The sequence below is a fragment of the Geodermatophilus sp. SYSU D00965 genome (assembly GCF_054050075.1).
The window spans coordinates 1-15,009 of the sequence record NZ_JBJGYQ010000043.1; the positions used below are offsets into that span (position 1 = coordinate 1).

General features: G+C 74.9%; 16 protein-coding genes. 9 read left to right on the forward strand and 7 right to left on the reverse strand.

Translation table 11 applies throughout. The features are described 5' to 3' along the window. Window positions 1–91 precede the first annotated feature (91 nt). The 5 genes from ACI789_RS24020 to ACI789_RS24040 all read right to left on the reverse strand — a co-directional run bounded on the left by ACI789_RS24020 (window position 92) and on the right by ACI789_RS24040 (window position 4,197). A complete protein-coding gene (locus tag ACI789_RS24020; protein WP_457012069.1) occupies window positions 92–1,012 on the reverse strand; it encodes an ABC transporter substrate-binding protein in 921 nt (306 codons plus the stop codon). A gap of 183 nt (window positions 1,013–1,195) precedes the next feature. Beyond that, entirely contained in the window at window positions 1,196–1,966 is a 771-nt protein-coding gene (locus tag ACI789_RS24025; RefSeq protein ID WP_457012070.1) for an IclR family transcriptional regulator, read from the reverse strand. Window positions 1,967–1,979: 13 nt separating this feature from the next. Then, the gene (locus tag ACI789_RS24030; RefSeq protein ID WP_457012071.1) at window positions 1,980–2,837 is read right to left on the reverse strand and encodes a 5-oxoprolinase subunit C family protein; all 858 of its coding nucleotides are present in this window, start codon (window positions 2,835–2,837) and stop codon (window positions 1,980–1,982) included. Then, window positions 2,834–3,445: a 5-oxoprolinase subunit B family protein gene (locus tag ACI789_RS24035; protein ID WP_457012072.1), complete on the reverse strand. Its 612-nt coding sequence runs from the start codon at window positions 3,443–3,445 to the stop codon at window positions 2,834–2,836. The genes ACI789_RS24030 and ACI789_RS24035 overlap by 4 nt, the downstream gene beginning before the upstream one ends. Beyond that, on the reverse strand, window positions 3,445–4,197 hold the full coding sequence (locus ACI789_RS24040; RefSeq protein WP_457012073.1) for a LamB/YcsF family protein: 753 nt from the start codon (window positions 4,195–4,197) through the stop codon (window positions 3,445–3,447). The genes ACI789_RS24035 and ACI789_RS24040 overlap by 1 nt, the downstream gene beginning before the upstream one ends. A 63-nt stretch (window positions 4,198–4,260) precedes the next feature. Between ACI789_RS24040 and ACI789_RS24045 the strand changes: the two genes are divergently transcribed. After that, window positions 4,261–5,040: a putative hydro-lyase gene (locus ACI789_RS24045; RefSeq protein WP_457012074.1), complete on the forward strand. Its 780-nt coding sequence runs from the start codon at window positions 4,261–4,263 to the stop codon at window positions 5,038–5,040. 1 nt (window position 5,041) lies between these two features. On the opposite strand, the gene ACI789_RS24050 is transcribed toward ACI789_RS24045, so the two are convergent. Next, the gene (locus ACI789_RS24050) at window positions 5,042–6,574 is read right to left on the reverse strand and encodes an acyl-CoA synthetase (RefSeq protein WP_457012075.1); all 1,533 of its coding nucleotides are present in this window, start codon (window positions 6,572–6,574) and stop codon (window positions 5,042–5,044) included. Next, window positions 6,571–7,434, reverse strand: coding sequence for an amidohydrolase family protein (locus tag ACI789_RS24055; protein ID WP_457012076.1), 864 nt, complete (start codon window positions 7,432–7,434; stop codon window positions 6,571–6,573). The genes ACI789_RS24050 and ACI789_RS24055 overlap by 4 nt, the downstream gene beginning before the upstream one ends. A 78-nt stretch (window positions 7,435–7,512) precedes the next feature. Here ACI789_RS24055 and ACI789_RS24060 point away from each other — a divergent pair, with 78 nt between their 5' ends. The 8 genes from ACI789_RS24060 to ACI789_RS24095 all read left to right on the forward strand — a co-directional run bounded on the left by ACI789_RS24060 (window position 7,513) and on the right by ACI789_RS24095 (window position 14,893). After that, complete coding sequence (locus ACI789_RS24060; RefSeq protein ID WP_457012077.1) at window positions 7,513–7,959, forward strand: MarR family winged helix-turn-helix transcriptional regulator; 447 nt, start codon at window positions 7,513–7,515, stop codon at window positions 7,957–7,959. 93 nt (window positions 7,960–8,052) lie between these two features. Next, the gene (locus tag ACI789_RS24065; protein ID WP_457012078.1) at window positions 8,053–9,030 is read left to right on the forward strand and encodes an ABC transporter substrate-binding protein; all 978 of its coding nucleotides are present in this window, start codon (window positions 8,053–8,055) and stop codon (window positions 9,028–9,030) included. A 9-nt stretch (window positions 9,031–9,039) separates the two neighbouring features. Beyond that, the gene (locus ACI789_RS24070; protein WP_457012079.1) at window positions 9,040–10,293 is read left to right on the forward strand and encodes an MFS transporter; all 1,254 of its coding nucleotides are present in this window, start codon (window positions 9,040–9,042) and stop codon (window positions 10,291–10,293) included. A 241-nt stretch (window positions 10,294–10,534) separates the two neighbouring features. Beyond that, window positions 10,535–11,608 (forward strand): Rieske 2Fe-2S domain-containing protein, encoded by a 1,074-nt coding sequence (locus tag ACI789_RS24075; protein WP_457012080.1) that lies wholly within the window; start codon window positions 10,535–10,537, stop codon window positions 11,606–11,608. A 35-nt stretch (window positions 11,609–11,643) separates the two neighbouring features. Further along, the gene (locus ACI789_RS24080) at window positions 11,644–11,919 is read left to right on the forward strand and encodes a hypothetical protein (protein WP_456919503.1); all 276 of its coding nucleotides are present in this window, start codon (window positions 11,644–11,646) and stop codon (window positions 11,917–11,919) included. A 76-nt stretch (window positions 11,920–11,995) separates the two neighbouring features. Next, window positions 11,996–12,961 carry a PDR/VanB family oxidoreductase gene (locus ACI789_RS24085; protein ID WP_457012081.1) on the forward strand — a complete coding sequence of 322 codons (966 nt, stop codon included), beginning with the start codon at window positions 11,996–11,998 and terminating at the stop codon, window positions 12,959–12,961. A 50-nt stretch (window positions 12,962–13,011) separates the two neighbouring features. Continuing rightward, on the forward strand, window positions 13,012–13,770 hold the full coding sequence (locus ACI789_RS24090) for an IclR family transcriptional regulator (protein ID WP_457012082.1): 759 nt from the start codon (window positions 13,012–13,014) through the stop codon (window positions 13,768–13,770). A 19-nt stretch (window positions 13,771–13,789) separates the two neighbouring features. After that, window positions 13,790–14,893: an NAD(P)-dependent alcohol dehydrogenase gene (locus ACI789_RS24095; RefSeq protein ID WP_457012083.1), complete on the forward strand. Its 1,104-nt coding sequence runs from the start codon at window positions 13,790–13,792 to the stop codon at window positions 14,891–14,893. The last annotated feature ends 116 nt before the right edge of the window (window positions 14,894–15,009 follow it).

The following is a 15,009-nucleotide window of genomic DNA, read 5'->3' on the forward strand; positions in this document are numbered from 1 at the left end:
CGCGCCCCCTCCGCCCCCCCGACCGCGGGCCCCCGCGCCGCGCGCCGGGCGGCGCCCCCCCCACCCCCCCCCCCCCCCCCCCCAACGCGGGTCACCCGGCGATCATGGTCTGGACGTCGAACTCCTCGCTGATGATCCCGTACTGCAGCATCAGGTCCGCCATCTCCTGCAGCTGCGCCTCGTCGACCTCGGCGTCCCACTCCGGGAGCGCGACCTGCTCGACGGTCTCGGCCGGCACCTGGGTGTAGGTGGGCACCAGCTCGACCAGCCGCTCGCGGTTGCCGGCCAGCTCGTCCATGGAGGCGGCCATCGCGCCGCGGAAGGCCTCGACCGCCTCGGGGTTCTCCTGCGCGTACTGCTCGGTGGTCAGCCAGCCGGCCACCGGCATGTCGTCGACCGGGCCGCTGAACAGCGGGAAGAGCACGCGGGCGCCCGCGGCCTTGGCCGCGGCCTGGAACGGCTCGACCTGCCAGATGGCGTCGACGTCGCCGGCGTCCAGGGCGGGGGCCATGTCGGGCAGCGGCAGCTCGACGAACTGGATGGTGGAGACGTCGACGCCGGCGTCCTCGAGGACGGCGTTGACCGCCACGGTGCCGATGTTCTGCAGGTTGTTGACCGCGATCCGCGCCCCGGCCAGGTCGGCGGGGGACTGGTAGGGCGCGTCGGCGGAGACCATGATCGCGTGGTCGTCGGCGCCGACGTCGTTGCCCGCGATGATGCGGACCGGCAGCCCCTGCTGGGCGGCCAGCAGCGCCGAGGTGTAGTTGCCGTAGGTGATGTCGTACTCGCCGGCGATCAGCGACGGGATGGCCTGCGCCCCGCCGGAGGTCTGCTCGAGGGTGACGTCGAGCCCCTGCTGCTCGAACAGGCCGGTCTCCTCGGCGTTCACCGCGCTGGCGGTGTGCACCAGCGGGAAGTAGCCGACGGTCATCGCGGTGGTGCCGCCGGCGCCGCCGGAGGCCTCCTCGCCGCTGCCGTCGTCGGAGCCGCAGGCGGCCAGCGCGAGCGCCATCGCGCACCCGAGGGCGAGGCCGGTGCGGTGGAGGCGGGGGCGTCCGTGGGGGGTGAGGACCCCGGGCGCAGGGGACAAGGAGGTCTCCTCTCGGTGCTCCGCGGGCCATCCCGGCCCGCGGACGTGACGCAGATCATGCGATCCGGGTCACAGCCCGCCCACCAGTCTCTCGAAGAGTGAGACTCAGCGCGAGAGACCGGCCAGCGGGCCGGCGGAGAGGGTGCGGGTGATGCCGCGGGCCGCCGCCAGCAGCGCCGGCACCTGGGCCATCGCCCGGCCGTCGTTGGGCACGATGACCGCGAGCGCGGCGACGACTTCCTGCAGCCCGTTGCGCACCGGTACGGCGACGCCGGCGGCGTCCGGGTGCACGTGGCCCGGCGTGACGACGAAGCCCTGCCGGCGGACGTCGGCCAGCGTGGCCCGCAGCCGCTCCGGGTCGGTGATCGTGTTCGCCGTGTGCCGCTCCAGCGGGCGGGACAGGATCCGCGCCTGCACCTCCGGCGGGCCGTAGGCCAGCAGCACCAGGCCCGAGGAGGAGATGTGCAGCGGCAGCCGGCCGGCGATGCGCGAGAAGTTGACGACGGCGTCGCGCGCGGAGAGCCGCTCGACGAACAGCACGTCGTCGCCGTCCCGGACGCCGAGCTGGGCGGAGTGGCCGACGACGGCGTGCAGGTCCTCCAGGTAGGGCATCGCCGCCTCGCGCAGGGACACGGTGAGCGAGGCCCGCGAGGCCAGCTCCCACATCCGGACGCCGACCCGCACCTGGCGGTCGGGCCCCCGCTCCAGCAGCCCGTGCGTCACCAGTTCGGCGACCAGCCGGGACGCGGTGGCCACGTGCAGGCCGGTGCGGCGGGCGATCTCGGAGACCTGCAGCTCCTTCTCGTCGGCGGAGAAGGCGGCGAGGATCCGGACGGCGCGCGAGAGCACCGACTCGCCCGTCGCCACCCGCCCCACGGCGGGCAGTGTCTCATCTGCCGAGAGGCGCCCCCCGGAACCGCAAGGACTGGCCCGGCCGGAGCTGGCCGCACCGGTCGACGTCCTCGTCGGCGACGTAGGCGAGGACCGGGTAGCCGCCGGTCACCGGGGCGTCGGCGAGGAACAGCACCGGCAGTCCGGACGGCGGCACCTGCAGCGCGCCGCGGACCATGCCCTCGCTGGCCAGCTCCCCGTCGCGCTCGCGCTCCAGCGGGGGCCCGTCCAGCCGGAGTCCGATCCGGTTGCTCTCGCCGGTCACCGCCCACGCGGTGCCGGTGAGCGCGGCGAGCGCGCTGTCGGGGAACCAGTCCGCGCGGGGACCGGGCAGCACCCGCACCGTCACCTCGCCGTCCGGCGGGTCGGCGACCGGCGCCAGGTCGACCCCCGGCAGCGGGCCGGCCGCGGTGCCGACGGGCAGCACGTTCCCGGCTGAGACGACCGGCGGGCCGAGCCCCGAGAGCAGGTCGGTGGAGCGGCTGCCGAGCACCGGCTCGACGGCGATCCCGCCGCGGACGCCGACGTAGGTGCGCAGCCCCGTCGCGGGCGGGCCCAGCCGCAGCTCCGCGCCGGCGGCCAGCCGGACCGGCGCGTTGTGGGCGTCCCCGCCAGCGCACCGGGCGCCGGTGGTGACCACGACCAGGTCGGCGTCGGCGCGGAGCGCGAGCCCGCCGAGGGTCGCCTCCAGCACCGCCGCGCCGGCGTCGTTGCCCAGCAGCCGGTTGGCCAGCGCGGCCGCGGCCCGGTCGCAGGCGCCGGAGCGGCCGATGCCCAGCGCCCCCTGCCCGGGCCGGCCGGCGTCCTGCACGGTCGTCAGCGGGCCCGGCGCGAGCACGGTCAGGGTCCGGGTCACGTCCGCTCCACGAAGCGCACCCGCACACCGGGCCGCAGCAGTGCGGCCGGGTCCCGCGACAGGTCGAAGACGGCGACGTCGGTGCGCCCGATGAGCTGCCACCCGCCGGGGGACTCCCGCGGGTACACCCCGCTGAACTCCCCGGCCAGCCCGACCGACCCGGCGGGCACCTTGGTCCGCGGCGTCTCCCGCCGGGGTATCGACCACGGCTCGCCGTCGGGGGTGCAGTAGCCGAACCCGGGGGCGAACCCGCAGAAGGCGACCGTCCACGCGGTGCCGGTGTGCCGCCGGACGACCTCCTCCGGTGACACGCCCAGGAGCGCGGCGACGTCGCCGAGGTCCGCGCCGTCGTAGACGACCGGCAGCTCCACCTCCTCGCCGGTGCCGCGGCGGTCGGGGCGGGGCCGGGCGTCGCGCACGGCACGCTCGACCGCGGCCAGGTCGGTGCGCGCGCGGTCGACGACCAGCAGCACGGTCCGCGCCGCCGGGACGACGTCCACCACGCCGGGTACCGGGTCCTCGGTGAGCGCCGCGTACAGCGCGAGCACCTCGTCGAGCCCGTCCAGCTCGACCAGCAGCGCGGCCGAGCCGCTGGGCAGCACGCGCATCAGGCCGCGAACGGGGCCAGCTCGATGCCGGCCTCGGTGAGGGCGCGCCGCACCCGCTGGGCGATCGCCACCGCCCCGGGGGTGTCGCCGTGGACGCAGATGGACTCCGGGTCCACGTGGAGGATCCCCCCCTGGACGTCGGTGATCGGCTCCCCGGTGGCCATGGCCACGCAGCGCCGGGCGATCTCCTCGGGGTCGTGCAGCACGGCTCCGGGGTGGGAGCGGGGGACCAGCGTCCGCGCGGGGGTGTAGGCGCGGTCGGCGAAGGCCTCCCGGACCACCTCCAGCCCGGCCTCCGCGGCCAGCCGGAGCCAGGCCGAGCCGGGCAGGCCCATCACCGGGAGGGTGCGGTCGTACTCGACGACGGCCCGCACCACGGCCGCCGCCTGCTCGTCGTTGCCCACGATCGTGTTGTAGAGCGCGCCGTGCGGCTTGACGTACCGCACCCGCGTGCCGGCGACCCGGGCGAAGCCCTCCAGCGCGCCGAGCTGGTAGAGGACGTCGGCGGTGAGCTCGTCGGGCTCCACGTCCATGAACCGGCGGCCGAAGCCGGCGAGGTCCCGGTAGGAGACCTGCGCGCCGACGGCCACGCCGTTCTCCGCCGCCCGCTCGCAGACGCGCCGCATGATCGACGGGTCGCCGGCGTGGAAGCCGCAGGCGACGTTGGCGCTGGTGACGATGCCGAGCAGTGCGTCGTCGTCGCCGAGCCGCCACTGGCCGAAGCCCTCACCGAGGTCGGAGTTGAGGTCCACGGGCCCATCCTGCTCATCCGACGAGGATCTGCCGACCGGAGCGGGCCGGGGCAGCATGGCGCCATGACGCTGACGGTCTCCCCGGCCGAGGTCCGGGCGGCCTGCCGCGACGGGTCGGCCGTGCACACCTCCGGGGTCGCGCCCGGCTACGCGCAGGCCAACCTCGTCGTCCTGCCGCGGGACTGGGCCTACGACTTCCTGCTGTTCGCCCAGCGCAACCCCCGGCCGGTGCCGCTGCTCGACGTCACCGACGCCGGCTCGCCGCACACCGTGCTCGCCCCCGGCGCCGACCTGCGCACCGACCTGCCGCGCTACCGGGTGTGGCGGGACGGCGAGCTGGCCGGGGAGCCGACCGACGTCACCGACCTGTGGACCGACGACCTGGTCGCGTTCCTCGTCGGCTGCAGCTTCAGCTTCGAGACCGCGCTGCTCGACGCCGGTGTCCCGGTCCGCAACATCGAGCAGGGCCGCAACGTGTCGATGTACCGCACGAACCGGGCCTGCCGGCCCGCCGGGCGGCTGTCCGGGCCGCTGGTGGTGACGATGCGGCCGGTCCCAGGCGAGCTGGTGACCACCGCCGTCCAGGTCACCGCACGGATGCCGGAGGTGCACGGGGCGCCGGTGCACGTGGGCCCGCCCGGGGCGCTCGGCATCGACGACCTCGGCCGCCCCGACTTCGGCGACCCGGTCGAGGCCGCCGAGGGCGACGTCCCGGTCTTCTGGGCGTGCGGGGTCACCCCGCAGGCGGCGCTCATGGCCTCCCGGCCGCCGTTCGCGATCACCCACGCCCCCGGTCACATGTTCGTGACCGACGTGCCGGACGCCGCCTACCGCCTGCTCTGAGCTACCGGCCGGCGAACCGGCCGCGCAGGTCGGGCTTGCGGATCTTCCCGGTGGCGGTCTTCGGCAGCTCGTCGACGAACTCGACGTGCCGGGGCACCTTGAATCCGGCCAGCCGCGCGCGCAGCGCGGTGCGGATCGCCTCGGGGTCCTCGGGCGTGCCCGGCGCCGGCACGACGACGGCCAGCCCGACCTCGCCCCACCGCTCGTCCGGGACGCCGATGACCGCGGCCTCGAGCACCTGCGGGAGCTCCAGCAGCGCGGACTCCACCTCGGCCGGGTACACGTTCTCCCCGCCGGAGATGATCATGTCCTTGTAGCGGTCGCGGATGTAGAGGAAGCCCTCGGCGTCCACCGACCCGGCGTCGCCGGTGTGGTACCAGCCGTCGCGGAGCACGGCGGCGGTCTGCTCCGGGTCCTGCCAGTAGCCGGCCATGACGTTGGGGCCGGAGACGACCACCTCGCCGATCTCGTCGACGCCGGCCGGGCTGCCGTCGGGGCGCAGGACCGCGACGTCGGTGAAGAACACCGGCTTGCCCGCGGAGCCGACCTTGCGCTCGGCGTCGGCGGAGTCCAGCACCGTGCAGCCGGGCGCGGCCTCGGTCATGCCGTAGGCCTGCTGCATCGTCACCCCGCGCGCCAGCCAGGTGCGCAGCGTCGGCAGTGGGACGGCGGCACCGGCGGCGCCGATGGACCGCAGCGAGGACAGGTCGCGGGTGGCGAACCCGGGCTCGCGGCTCATCGCGTCGAGCATCGTGGGGACGGCGAAGAACGAGTTGACCCGCTGCTCCTCGATGACCCGCAGCGTCTCGGCGGGGTCGAACCGGCGCACGACGACCGCGCACCCCCCGCGCAGCAGGGTCGGGTTGACCGTCCCGTTGAGCCCCCCGATGTGGAACAGCGGCGCGAGGGCCAGGGTCCGCTCGTCGGCGGCGAAGTCGAAGCCGAGCAGCTGGTTGGTCGCGTTCCACGTCATGTTGCCGTGGGTGAGCACCGCGCCCTTGGGCCGGCCGGTGGTGCCCGAGGTGTACATGACCAGGCAGGGGTCCTCGAGGCCCACCGGCTCGTCCCGCGGCTCGGGGTCCGCGGCGGCGAGCAGCGGCTCGTAGGGCAGCGAGTCCGCACCACCGGCGGACGGCGGCTCGGTGGCCACCCACGCGCGGACGCCGGGCAGCCGGTCCCGCAGCGCGTCGGCCAGCTCCCCGGAGTCGCGGCCGTGCACGACGACGGTGGCGCCGGAGTGCTCGAGCACGTACTGCGCCTCGGGGGCGGTCAGCCGGGCGTTGACCGGCACCCAGATCGCGCCCAGCTGGCCGCAGGCGTAGAGGGTCTCCAGCGCCGAGGGGTGGTTGGTACCGGTCCAGGCGACCCGGTCGCCGCTGCGCACGCCGAGGCCGGCCAGGGCGCCCGCGGTGCGGCGGACCCGCTCGGCGAACCCCGCGTGCGAGGTGGTCGTCCCCTCGAACCAGAGGGCGTCCCGGTCGGGGGAGATGCGCAGCCGGCGCTCCGGCCAGGAGCCGAGCCCGGCGTTCCTCACTGCAGCCCCAGCGCCCGGACGGCGTTCTCCTTCATGACCAGCGGGCGCACCTCGTCGCGGATCTCCAGCGCCTCGAAGTCCTTGATCCAGCGCTCGGGGGAGATCAGCGGGTAGTCCGAGCCGAACAGCACCTTGCGCTTGAGCAGGGTGTTGGCGGCGCGGACCAGCTGCGGCGGGAAGTACTTCGGCGACCAGCCCGACAGGTCGATGTAGACGTTGGCCTTGTGCTGGGCGACGGAGATCGCGGCGTCCTGCCAGGGCACCGAGGGGTGGGCCATGATGATCGTCAGGCCGGGGAAGTCGGCGGCGACGTCGTCGAGCAGCATCGGGTCGGAGTAGCGCAGCTTGATGCCGCGCCCGCCGGGCAGCCCGGAGCCGATGCCGGTCTGGCCGGTGTGGAACAGCGCCGGCACGCCGAGGCCCTGCAGCTCCTCGTAGAGCGGGTAGACGCGACGGTCGTTGGGCTCGAAGGCCTGGATCGACGGGTGGAACTTGAACCCGCGGACGCCGTGGTCCTCGACGAGCCTGCGGGCCGCCCGGACGCCGGCCCGACCGCGCGCGGGGTCGATCGAGCCGAACGGGATCAGCACGTCGGGGTGGGCCGCGGCGGCCTCGGCGATCTCCTCGTTCAACAGGGTCGGGTGCCCGGTGGCCAGCTCGCTGTCGACGGTGAACACCACCGCGGCCATCCGCTGCGCCCGGTAGTGCTCGGCGATCTGCGGCACCGTCGGGTGGTGCGGCTCGCCCTTGAAGTAGGCGGCGGCCGCCTCCAGCAGCTCGTCGTCCATCGACAGGTGGCCGTGCAGGTCCTGCTCGACGTGCACGTGCACGTCGATGGCGACCAGCTCCGCGAGGTCCATCGGTCCTCCAGCGCACGAAGAGGTGTGACGCACGACGCTATGCCGCTATCGTGGAGGTCGTCAACGATGGAGGTCCTCATGGACGGCACCGCCCTGACCGACGACGTCGGCTTCCTGCTCTCCCGGGCCAGCGGGCTGCTCGTGCGGGCCACCAACGCCGCGCTGGCCGCCCACGGTCTGCGGGTGCGTTCCTACTCCGCCCTGCTGCTGGCCTGCGACTCGGACGACGGCATCTCGCAGCGGGACCTCGCCGAGGCGCTGGGGCTCGACCCCAGCCAGGTGGTCCTCCTCGTCGACGAGCTCACCGAGGCCGGGCTGGTGGAACGGCGCCCGTCGGCGAGCGACCGGCGGACCAAGCTGGTCGTCGCCACCGACGCGGGCCGCGCGGTGCGGCGGCAGGCGACACGGGCGACCGCAGCGGCGCACGCGGGGCAGTTGGGGGCGCTCTCCGGCGAGGAGCAGGACCGGCTGCGCGACCTCCTGGGCCGGCTGGTCGCCGGCCGCCCGGCCGCCGTCCCGGGTTGACCGGCGAGGGGGCTTGCCCTGGAGACGTGTGACGTGCATCATCCCGATCGTCAACCGTTGAGGTTCTCACTCATTTCGACCCCAGGAGAGCAGATGCTCCGCAAGTTCGTCCCCGTGCTGGCCGCGACGACGCTCGCGCTCGCCGCGTGCGGGGGTGGCGACGACGAGGCCGCGTCGGGCGGCACCGCCGCTGGTGGCAGCGGCGAGCTGCGCCAGGTGACCGCCGGCCTGCTCCCGGTCGCCGTGACCGGCGCGCTGCAGGGCGGCATCGAGCAGGGCTTCTTCGAGGACCGCGGCATCGAGGTCACCATCGAGACCGGGCAGGGCGGGGCGGCGCTGCTCCCGGCCGTCGCCTCCGGTCAGATGCAGTTCGCCACCAGCAACCCCGTCTCGCTGCTGCAGGCCCGCGACCAGGGCCTCGACGTCCGGGTCATCGGCCACTGGACCTCGACGCACGCCGAGGGCGAGGACGTCAACGGCGTCGTCGCCGGCACGAACTCGGGGATCACCTCCGCAGCCGGTCTCGCCGGCAAGCGGATCGCCGTCAACACCCTGAACGGCATGGGGCAGCTGACCATCGACGAGGCGGTGCGCAAGGACGGCGGCGACCCGTCGGGCATCCAGTACGTCGAGCTGCCCTTCCCGGACATGCCCGCGGCCCTGGACGCCGGCAACGTCGACGCGGTCTGGGTGCCCGAGCCCTTCCTGTCCCAGCTGATGTCGTCCGGTCACCCGCTGGCCACCTACTCCAGCCAGGAGTCGGTGCCCGGCCACCCGACCCAGCTGTTCTTCACCTCCGGCCAGCTGGTCGAGTCCGACCCGCAGCTGGTCGAGGACTTCACCGCGGCCCTCGAGGAGACCCTCGAGTGGGCCGACCAGAACACCGACACGGTCAAGACCGAGGCCGAGGAGTTCCTCGGGACCCCGCCCGGGGCGCTGGCCGAGGTCGGCATCGAGGAGTTCGGCACCGACCTGCGCCGTCCGCAGATCGAGCAGATGGGGCAGCTCATGGTCGAGGCCGGGCTGCTCGACAACGAGCCCGACATCGACGGCCTGCTCCCGCAGGAGTAAGCCTCAGGGGTGACCTCCGAGCACCTGTCGCAGGCCCGTCCGGACTCCCGGGCGGGCCTGCGGCCGTCCCGCACGCGGGACGGCGGCCTGCTGCTGGCCGCCGTCCTGCTGGCGGGCCTGAACATGCGCGGCGCGATCGGCGCGGTCTCCCCGGTGCTGCCGCAGGTGCGCGCCGAGCTCGGCCTCTCGCCGACGGTGGCGGGGCTGGTCACCACGCTGCCGGTGCTCTGCTTCGCCGTCCTGGCGCCGCCCGCCGCCTGGCTGGGCCGGCGGATGGGCACCGAGGCGGCGGTGTGCGCCGGCCTGCTCGCCATCGCCGCGGGCACGGTGCTGCGCGCACTCGACGGCGCCCCGCTGCTGCTGGTGGGGACCTCCGTCGTCGGGGCCGGCATGACGCTGGGCAACGTGCTGCTCCCCGCGGTGACCAAGCGGGAGTTCGCCGAGCGCGCCGGGACGGTCACCGGGCTCTACACCGCCGCCCTGTGCGCCGGGGCGGCACTGACGGCCGCCCTCACCGCTCCGCTCGCCGGTCTCACCGGCTGGCGGACGGCGCTGGCCTCGTGGGCGGTCCTCGCGGTCGCGTCCGCCGCGCTCTGGGCGGTCGCCACCCGCGGACGGGGGAGCGGACCGCGGGCGGCGGCCGAGCCGGCCACGGCGCCGGCGGCTGCACCGGCGTCGGCCGTCCCCGTCTGGCGCTCCTCGATCGCGTGGGCGATCGCCACGGTGCTGGCCCTCCAGTCGGTCCTGTACTACGCGATCACCGCTTGGCTGCCGACGCTGCTGCTCGACGAGCTCGGCCAGGGGCTGCGGCCGGGAGCCGTGGCCGCCGCCCTGTTCCAGGTGCTGGGCATCCCCGGGAGCCTGCTGGTCCCGGCGGTCCTCGCCCGGCGCCGTCAGGCCGTCGGGCAGAGCGGCCTGGGCCTCCTCGTCGCCGCCTCCTGGGCGGTGCTCGTGCTGGGACTGCTGGTCGCGCCGGGGCTGTGGGCCGTGTGGGCGGTGGTCGGCGGCCTCACCCAGGGAGCCGGCATCGCGTTCGCCTTCACCGTCCTCGTGCTGCGCGCCGCCGACGACGCCGCGGCCCGGCGGCTGTCGGGCATGGCCCAGCTGGTCGGGTACTCCGTGGGCGCCACCGGCCCGCTGCTGGTCGGGGCCGTCTACGCCGCCACCGGCGGGTGGGCCGCACCCCTGGTCCTGCTGCTGGGGGTGGCCGCCGTCCACGCCGGGGCGGCGGTGCTGGCCGGGCGCCCGCGGACCGTCGGCTGACAGTCACGGGAGCATCGCAGCGAGGAACGAGCGAGCGATGGGGCCGCGCTGCAGGGGCCCGCCGCGAGCTTGCGAGCGGTGGGGGGCAGCGGGGTCCTTCCACGGGGCGCGGAAGCCGACCAGTGTCACGGTCGGCTGACGATCACAAGGGCTTCCACATCGTGGAAGTCTGGTACCCGGAGTGCGGTGATGGCCGTCACCGTGGGTATCGAGCTGTGGAGCCCGAGCACGGAGGCATGCGATGACGTCGATCGTCCAGAACCAGTGGTATGTGGCCGCCTACGGCCGTGAGATCGGCCGCGAGCTGTTCAGCCGCACGATCTGCGGCGAGTCGATCCTCTTCTGGCGGACCGAGGCCGGTCAGGTCACGGCGATGAGTGACCGCTGCGTGCACCGCCGCTTCCCGCTGTCGGAGAAGCCCAGCCACCTCAACGGCGACACCGTCGTCTGCGGGTACCACGGCTTCACCTACGGCGCCGACGGCGTCTGCGTCGCCGTCCCCGGCCAGAAGCGGGTCCCGCGCACCGCGCGGCTGAAGTCCTACCCGGTCGTGGAGCAGGACTCCTTCATCTGGGTCTTCATCGGCGACCCGGACAAGGCCGAGAGCACCCGCATCCCGCGGGCGCCGTGGCTGGACCAGGAGGGCTGGACCGTCGTCAGCGGCATGGAGCCCCTCCAGGCCCGCGCCAGCCTGCTGATCGACAACCTGATGGACCTCTCGCACGAGACGTACCTGCACGGCGGCTACATCGGCACCCCCGAGGTCGCCGAGACGCCGATCACCACCGAGGTCGACGAGGAGGCCGGCATCGTCTACGTCAGCCGGCACATGGCCGACGCGGAGTGCCCGCCCTTCTACTCCAAGAGCACCGGCATCCAGGGGCGGATCACCCGCTGGCAGGACATCGAGTACACCCCGCCGTGCCTGTACAAGCTGCACAGCCGGATCGCCCCGGTCGGCGTGCTGCCCAACGAGGACGGCACCGACCCGGACGCCTTCCACGTCGAGGTCGTGTACGCGATCACGCCGGAGACCGAGCACTCCACCCACGACTTCTGGGCGGTCGCGCGGGACTTCGCGATCGGCGACGAGGAGGTGTCGGAGTTCCTCGCGACGAACAACCGCACCGTCGTCCTGCAGGACGTGACCGCGCTGGACGTCCTGGAGCAGGTCCTCACCGGCGAGCCCGACGGCTACCAGGAGCTGTCGATCAACATCGACACCGGTGGGCTGGCCGCCCGCCGGCTGATCGCCCGCCTGGCCGCCGAGGCCTCCGGCGCCCCGGTCGAGCAGGCGGCGGCGACGGCGCAGTGACCGCCTCCTACGGCACGAGCTCGGGAGGGAACGACATGACCCTGCCTCCACCGCGTGAGGTGCTCATCGGCGAGAAGGTGCTCCGGGTCAACTGGCTGCCCGGCTCCGACCGGCTGCGGGGCCTGTGCCACTGCGGCGCGGAGGCCGAGGGCGAGGACCCGATCGAGATGTGGGAGTGGCTGCTCGCGCACCCCGACCACCCGGCCGGTGGGCCGACGGTGCGCCCGCTGCCCGACGTCCTGCCACCCCCGCCCGCGCACCGCGTGACCGACCCGTCGATCATCAGGTCCCGCACCCCGGTCCTGGTCTGAGCCCGTGGTCCCCGGCCCCCGCCCGTCGGCGGGGGCCGGGGACGCGGCTCGTCCGACGTCGAAACGGAGTACCCCCGTGCACACCACCCACGACGAGGTGGACCTGCACCTGCAGGTGGCCGCCCGCAGGACCGGCGCCGAGGGCGTCGTCGTCCTGGACCTGCGCGACCCGTCGGGCGGGGAGCTCCCCGCCTGGTCACCCGGCGCGCACATCGACCTCAAGCTGCGCGAGGGGCTGGTCCGCCAGTACTCGCTCTGCGGCGACCCGAACGACCGCTCGGTGTGGCGGATCGGCGTGCTGCGCGAGCCGGAGAGCCGCGGCGGGTCCGAGCACGTGCACGAGTCGCTGGTCGAGGGCGTCGAGGTCGACGTCCGCGGGCCGCGCAACAACTTCGAACTGGTCGACTCGCCGAAGTACCTGTTCGTCGCCGGCGGCATCGGGATCACCCCGATCCTGCCCATGCTCACCGCCGCCGAGGCCGCCGGCGCGGAGTGGGAGCTGCACTACGGCGGGCGCAGCCGCCGGTCGATGGCGTTCCTGGAGGCGCTGGAGGACGCGACCGGCAACCGGGTCACCCTGCACCCGCAGGACGAGGTCGGCCTGATCGACCTGCCGAAGATCCTGGGCACCCCGCGGCCGGACACGGTCGTCTACACCTGCGGCCCCGAGCCGCTGCTCAAGGCCGTCGAGCAGCACGTGGCCGCCGCCTGGCCGGAGGGCAGCCTGCACCTGGAACGGTTCAGCCCCAAGGAGCAGGGCGCTCCGGTGCTCGCGGAGTCCTTCGAGGTGGAACTCGCCACCAGCGGCCTGACGCTGACCGTGCCGCCGGAGAAGTCGATCCTCGAGGTCGTCGAGGAGGCCGGGGTCCCGGTGCTGTCCTCCTGCCAGGAGGGCACCTGCGGCACCTGCGAGACGCCGGTGCTGGAGGGCGAGGTCGACCACCGCGACTCGCTGCTGACCCCGGCGGAGCAGGCCGCGAACGACACGATGTTCATCTGCGTGTCCCGGGCGGCGTGCCCCAAGCTGGTCCTGGAACTCTGAGCGCCGGTGAGCTGACCCGGCCGAGGACGTCGGGCGGCAAGCTGCTGGCCGTGCTGGACGCCTTCACCCGGGAGCGGCCGGCGCTCACCCTGTCCGAGATCGCCCGCCTCGTCGACGTCCCGCTGTCGACCGCCCACCGGCTGGTCGGCGAGCTGCGCCGGTGGGGCGGGCTCGAGCGGGACGTCGACGGCCGCTTCCGCGTGGGGCTGCGGCTGTGGGAGCTCGGCGCGCTCGCCCCCCGCGGGCTGGGCCTGCGGGAGGCGGCGCTGCCGTTCATGGAGGACCTCTACGAGGTCACCCACCAGAACGTGCAGCTGGCCGTGCGCGAGGACGTCGAGGTCCTCTTCGTCGAGCGGTTCGCCGCGCGGGACTCGGTCACCGTGCTCACCCGGGTCGGCGGCCGGTTCGCGCTGCCGCCGACCGGGGTGGGGCTGGTGCTGCTGGCGCACGCGCCGGTCGACGTCCAGGAGCGGGTGCTGGCCGCGCCGCTGAGGCGCTACACGCCGCACACCATCACCGACCCGCGGGAGCTGCGCCGGGTGCTGGCCGAGGTGCGCCGCGCCGGCCTGGCGATCAGCGACCGCCAGGTGACCACCGACGCGGTGTCCGTGGCCGCGCCGATCACCCTCGAGGACAGCGTCGTCGCGGCGCTGTCCGTCGTCGTGCGCGGGGACTCCCCGGCCGCCGTCCGCAGCGCCGCCCCGGGCGTGCGGGCCGCGGCGCGTGGCATCTCCCGCGTGCTCACCCAGTCCGCCGGCGGCGGCTGGCCGGTCGAAGGACCGGCGGCCGCCGCCGAGGAGTCCCGTTGAACCACCGAGGAGGACCCGCGTGAGGATCACCGCCGCCGTCGTCGAGGAGCTGCACGGCCCGTTCGTCGTCAAGGACGTCGAGCTCGACGAGCCCGGACCCGGCGACGTGCTGGTGAAGGTCGCCGCGACCGGCTTCTGCCACACCGACGGCATCGCGCGCGACGGTGACCTGCCCTTCCCGCTGCCCGGCGTGCTGGGGCACGAGGGCGCCGGCACGGTCGTCGCCGCGGGGGACGGCGTCACCGGGTTCCACGAGGGACAGGCGGTCGTCCTCGGCTGGCCGTACTGCGGCGACTGCCGCAACTGCGTCGCCGGCGAACCCCGCTACTGCCTGCGGATGGCCGAGCTGGTCGGCGGCGGGCACCGTCTCGACGGCCCCTCCGCGCTGCGCACGACCGACGGGCAGCCGCTGGCCAGCCACTTCTTCGGCCAGTCGTCGTTCGCCACCTACTCGATGACGACCGCCTCCTCGCTGGTGCCCGTCCCCGAGGGGCTGCCGGTCGAGCTGATGGGGCCGCTGGCCTGCGGCCTGGCCACGGGCGCGGGCGCGGTGTTCAACACGCTGCGGCCGGAGCCGGGCAGCTCGCTCGTGGTCTACGGCGCCGGCACGGTGGGCCTGGCCGCGGTCATGGCCGCCCGCAACTCGGCGGCGACGACGATCATCGCCGTCGACCGGCACGCCGGCCGGCTGCGGCTGGCCGCCGACCTGGGCGCCACCCACACCGTCGACGCGAGCGACACCGACCCGGTGCAGGCGGTCCAGGACATCTGCGGTGGTCCCGCCGACGCCGCGCTGGACTGCACCGGGGTCATCTCCGTCGTCCGGCAGGCGATCGACTCCGTCGGGATGCTCGGCACGGCGCTGCTCATCGGCGGGGCACCCGCCGGCGCGGAGTTCAGCGCCGACCACCTGACCACGCTGTGGGGCAAGACCATCCGGGGCACCCTCGGCGGCAGCGGGCACGGCCAGAACCTGATCGCGTCGCTCATGGACCTGCACGCCCAGGGCCGCTTCCCGTTCGACCGGCTGGTCGAGTACTTCCCGCTCGAGCAGATCCAGGACGCCGTCGAGGCCTCGCACAGCGGCGCCGTCGTCAAGCCGATCCTGCGCATGCCCCAGTGACCCGCGCCCGCGGGGGGGGGGGGGGGGGGGGGGGGCCGGGGGGGGGGGGGGGGGGGGCGGGGGGGGGGGGGGGGGGGGGGGGGGGGGGGGGGGCGGGGGGGGGGCGGGGGGGGGGG

Bases quoted from the DNA above. Each gene is read 5' to 3' on its own strand.
- ACI789_RS24075 (WP_457012080.1), top strand. From the start codon at position 10,535: ATGACGTCGATCGTCCAGAACCAGTGGTATGTGGCCGCCTACGGCCGT.
- ACI789_RS24055 (WP_457012076.1), bottom strand. From the start codon at position 7,434: ATGGACCTCGCGGAGCTGGTCGCCATCGACGTGCACGTGCACGTCGAG.
- ACI789_RS24080 (WP_456919503.1), top strand. From the start codon at position 11,644: ATGACCCTGCCTCCACCGCGTGAGGTGCTCATCGGCGAGAAGGTGCTC.
- ACI789_RS24045 (WP_457012074.1), top strand. From the start codon at position 4,261: ATGACGCTGACGGTCTCCCCGGCCGAGGTCCGGGCGGCCTGCCGCGAC.
- ACI789_RS24035 (WP_457012072.1), bottom strand. From the start codon at position 3,445: ATGCGCGTGCTGCCCAGCGGCTCGGCCGCGCTGCTGGTCGAGCTGGAC.
- ACI789_RS24020 (WP_457012069.1), bottom strand. From the start codon at position 1,012: ATGGCGCTCGCGCTGGCCGCCTGCGGCTCCGACGACGGCAGCGGCGAG.
- ACI789_RS24060 (WP_457012077.1), top strand. From the start codon at position 7,513: ATGGACGGCACCGCCCTGACCGACGACGTCGGCTTCCTGCTCTCCCGG.
- ACI789_RS24065 (WP_457012078.1), top strand. From the start codon at position 8,053: ATGCTCCGCAAGTTCGTCCCCGTGCTGGCCGCGACGACGCTCGCGCTC.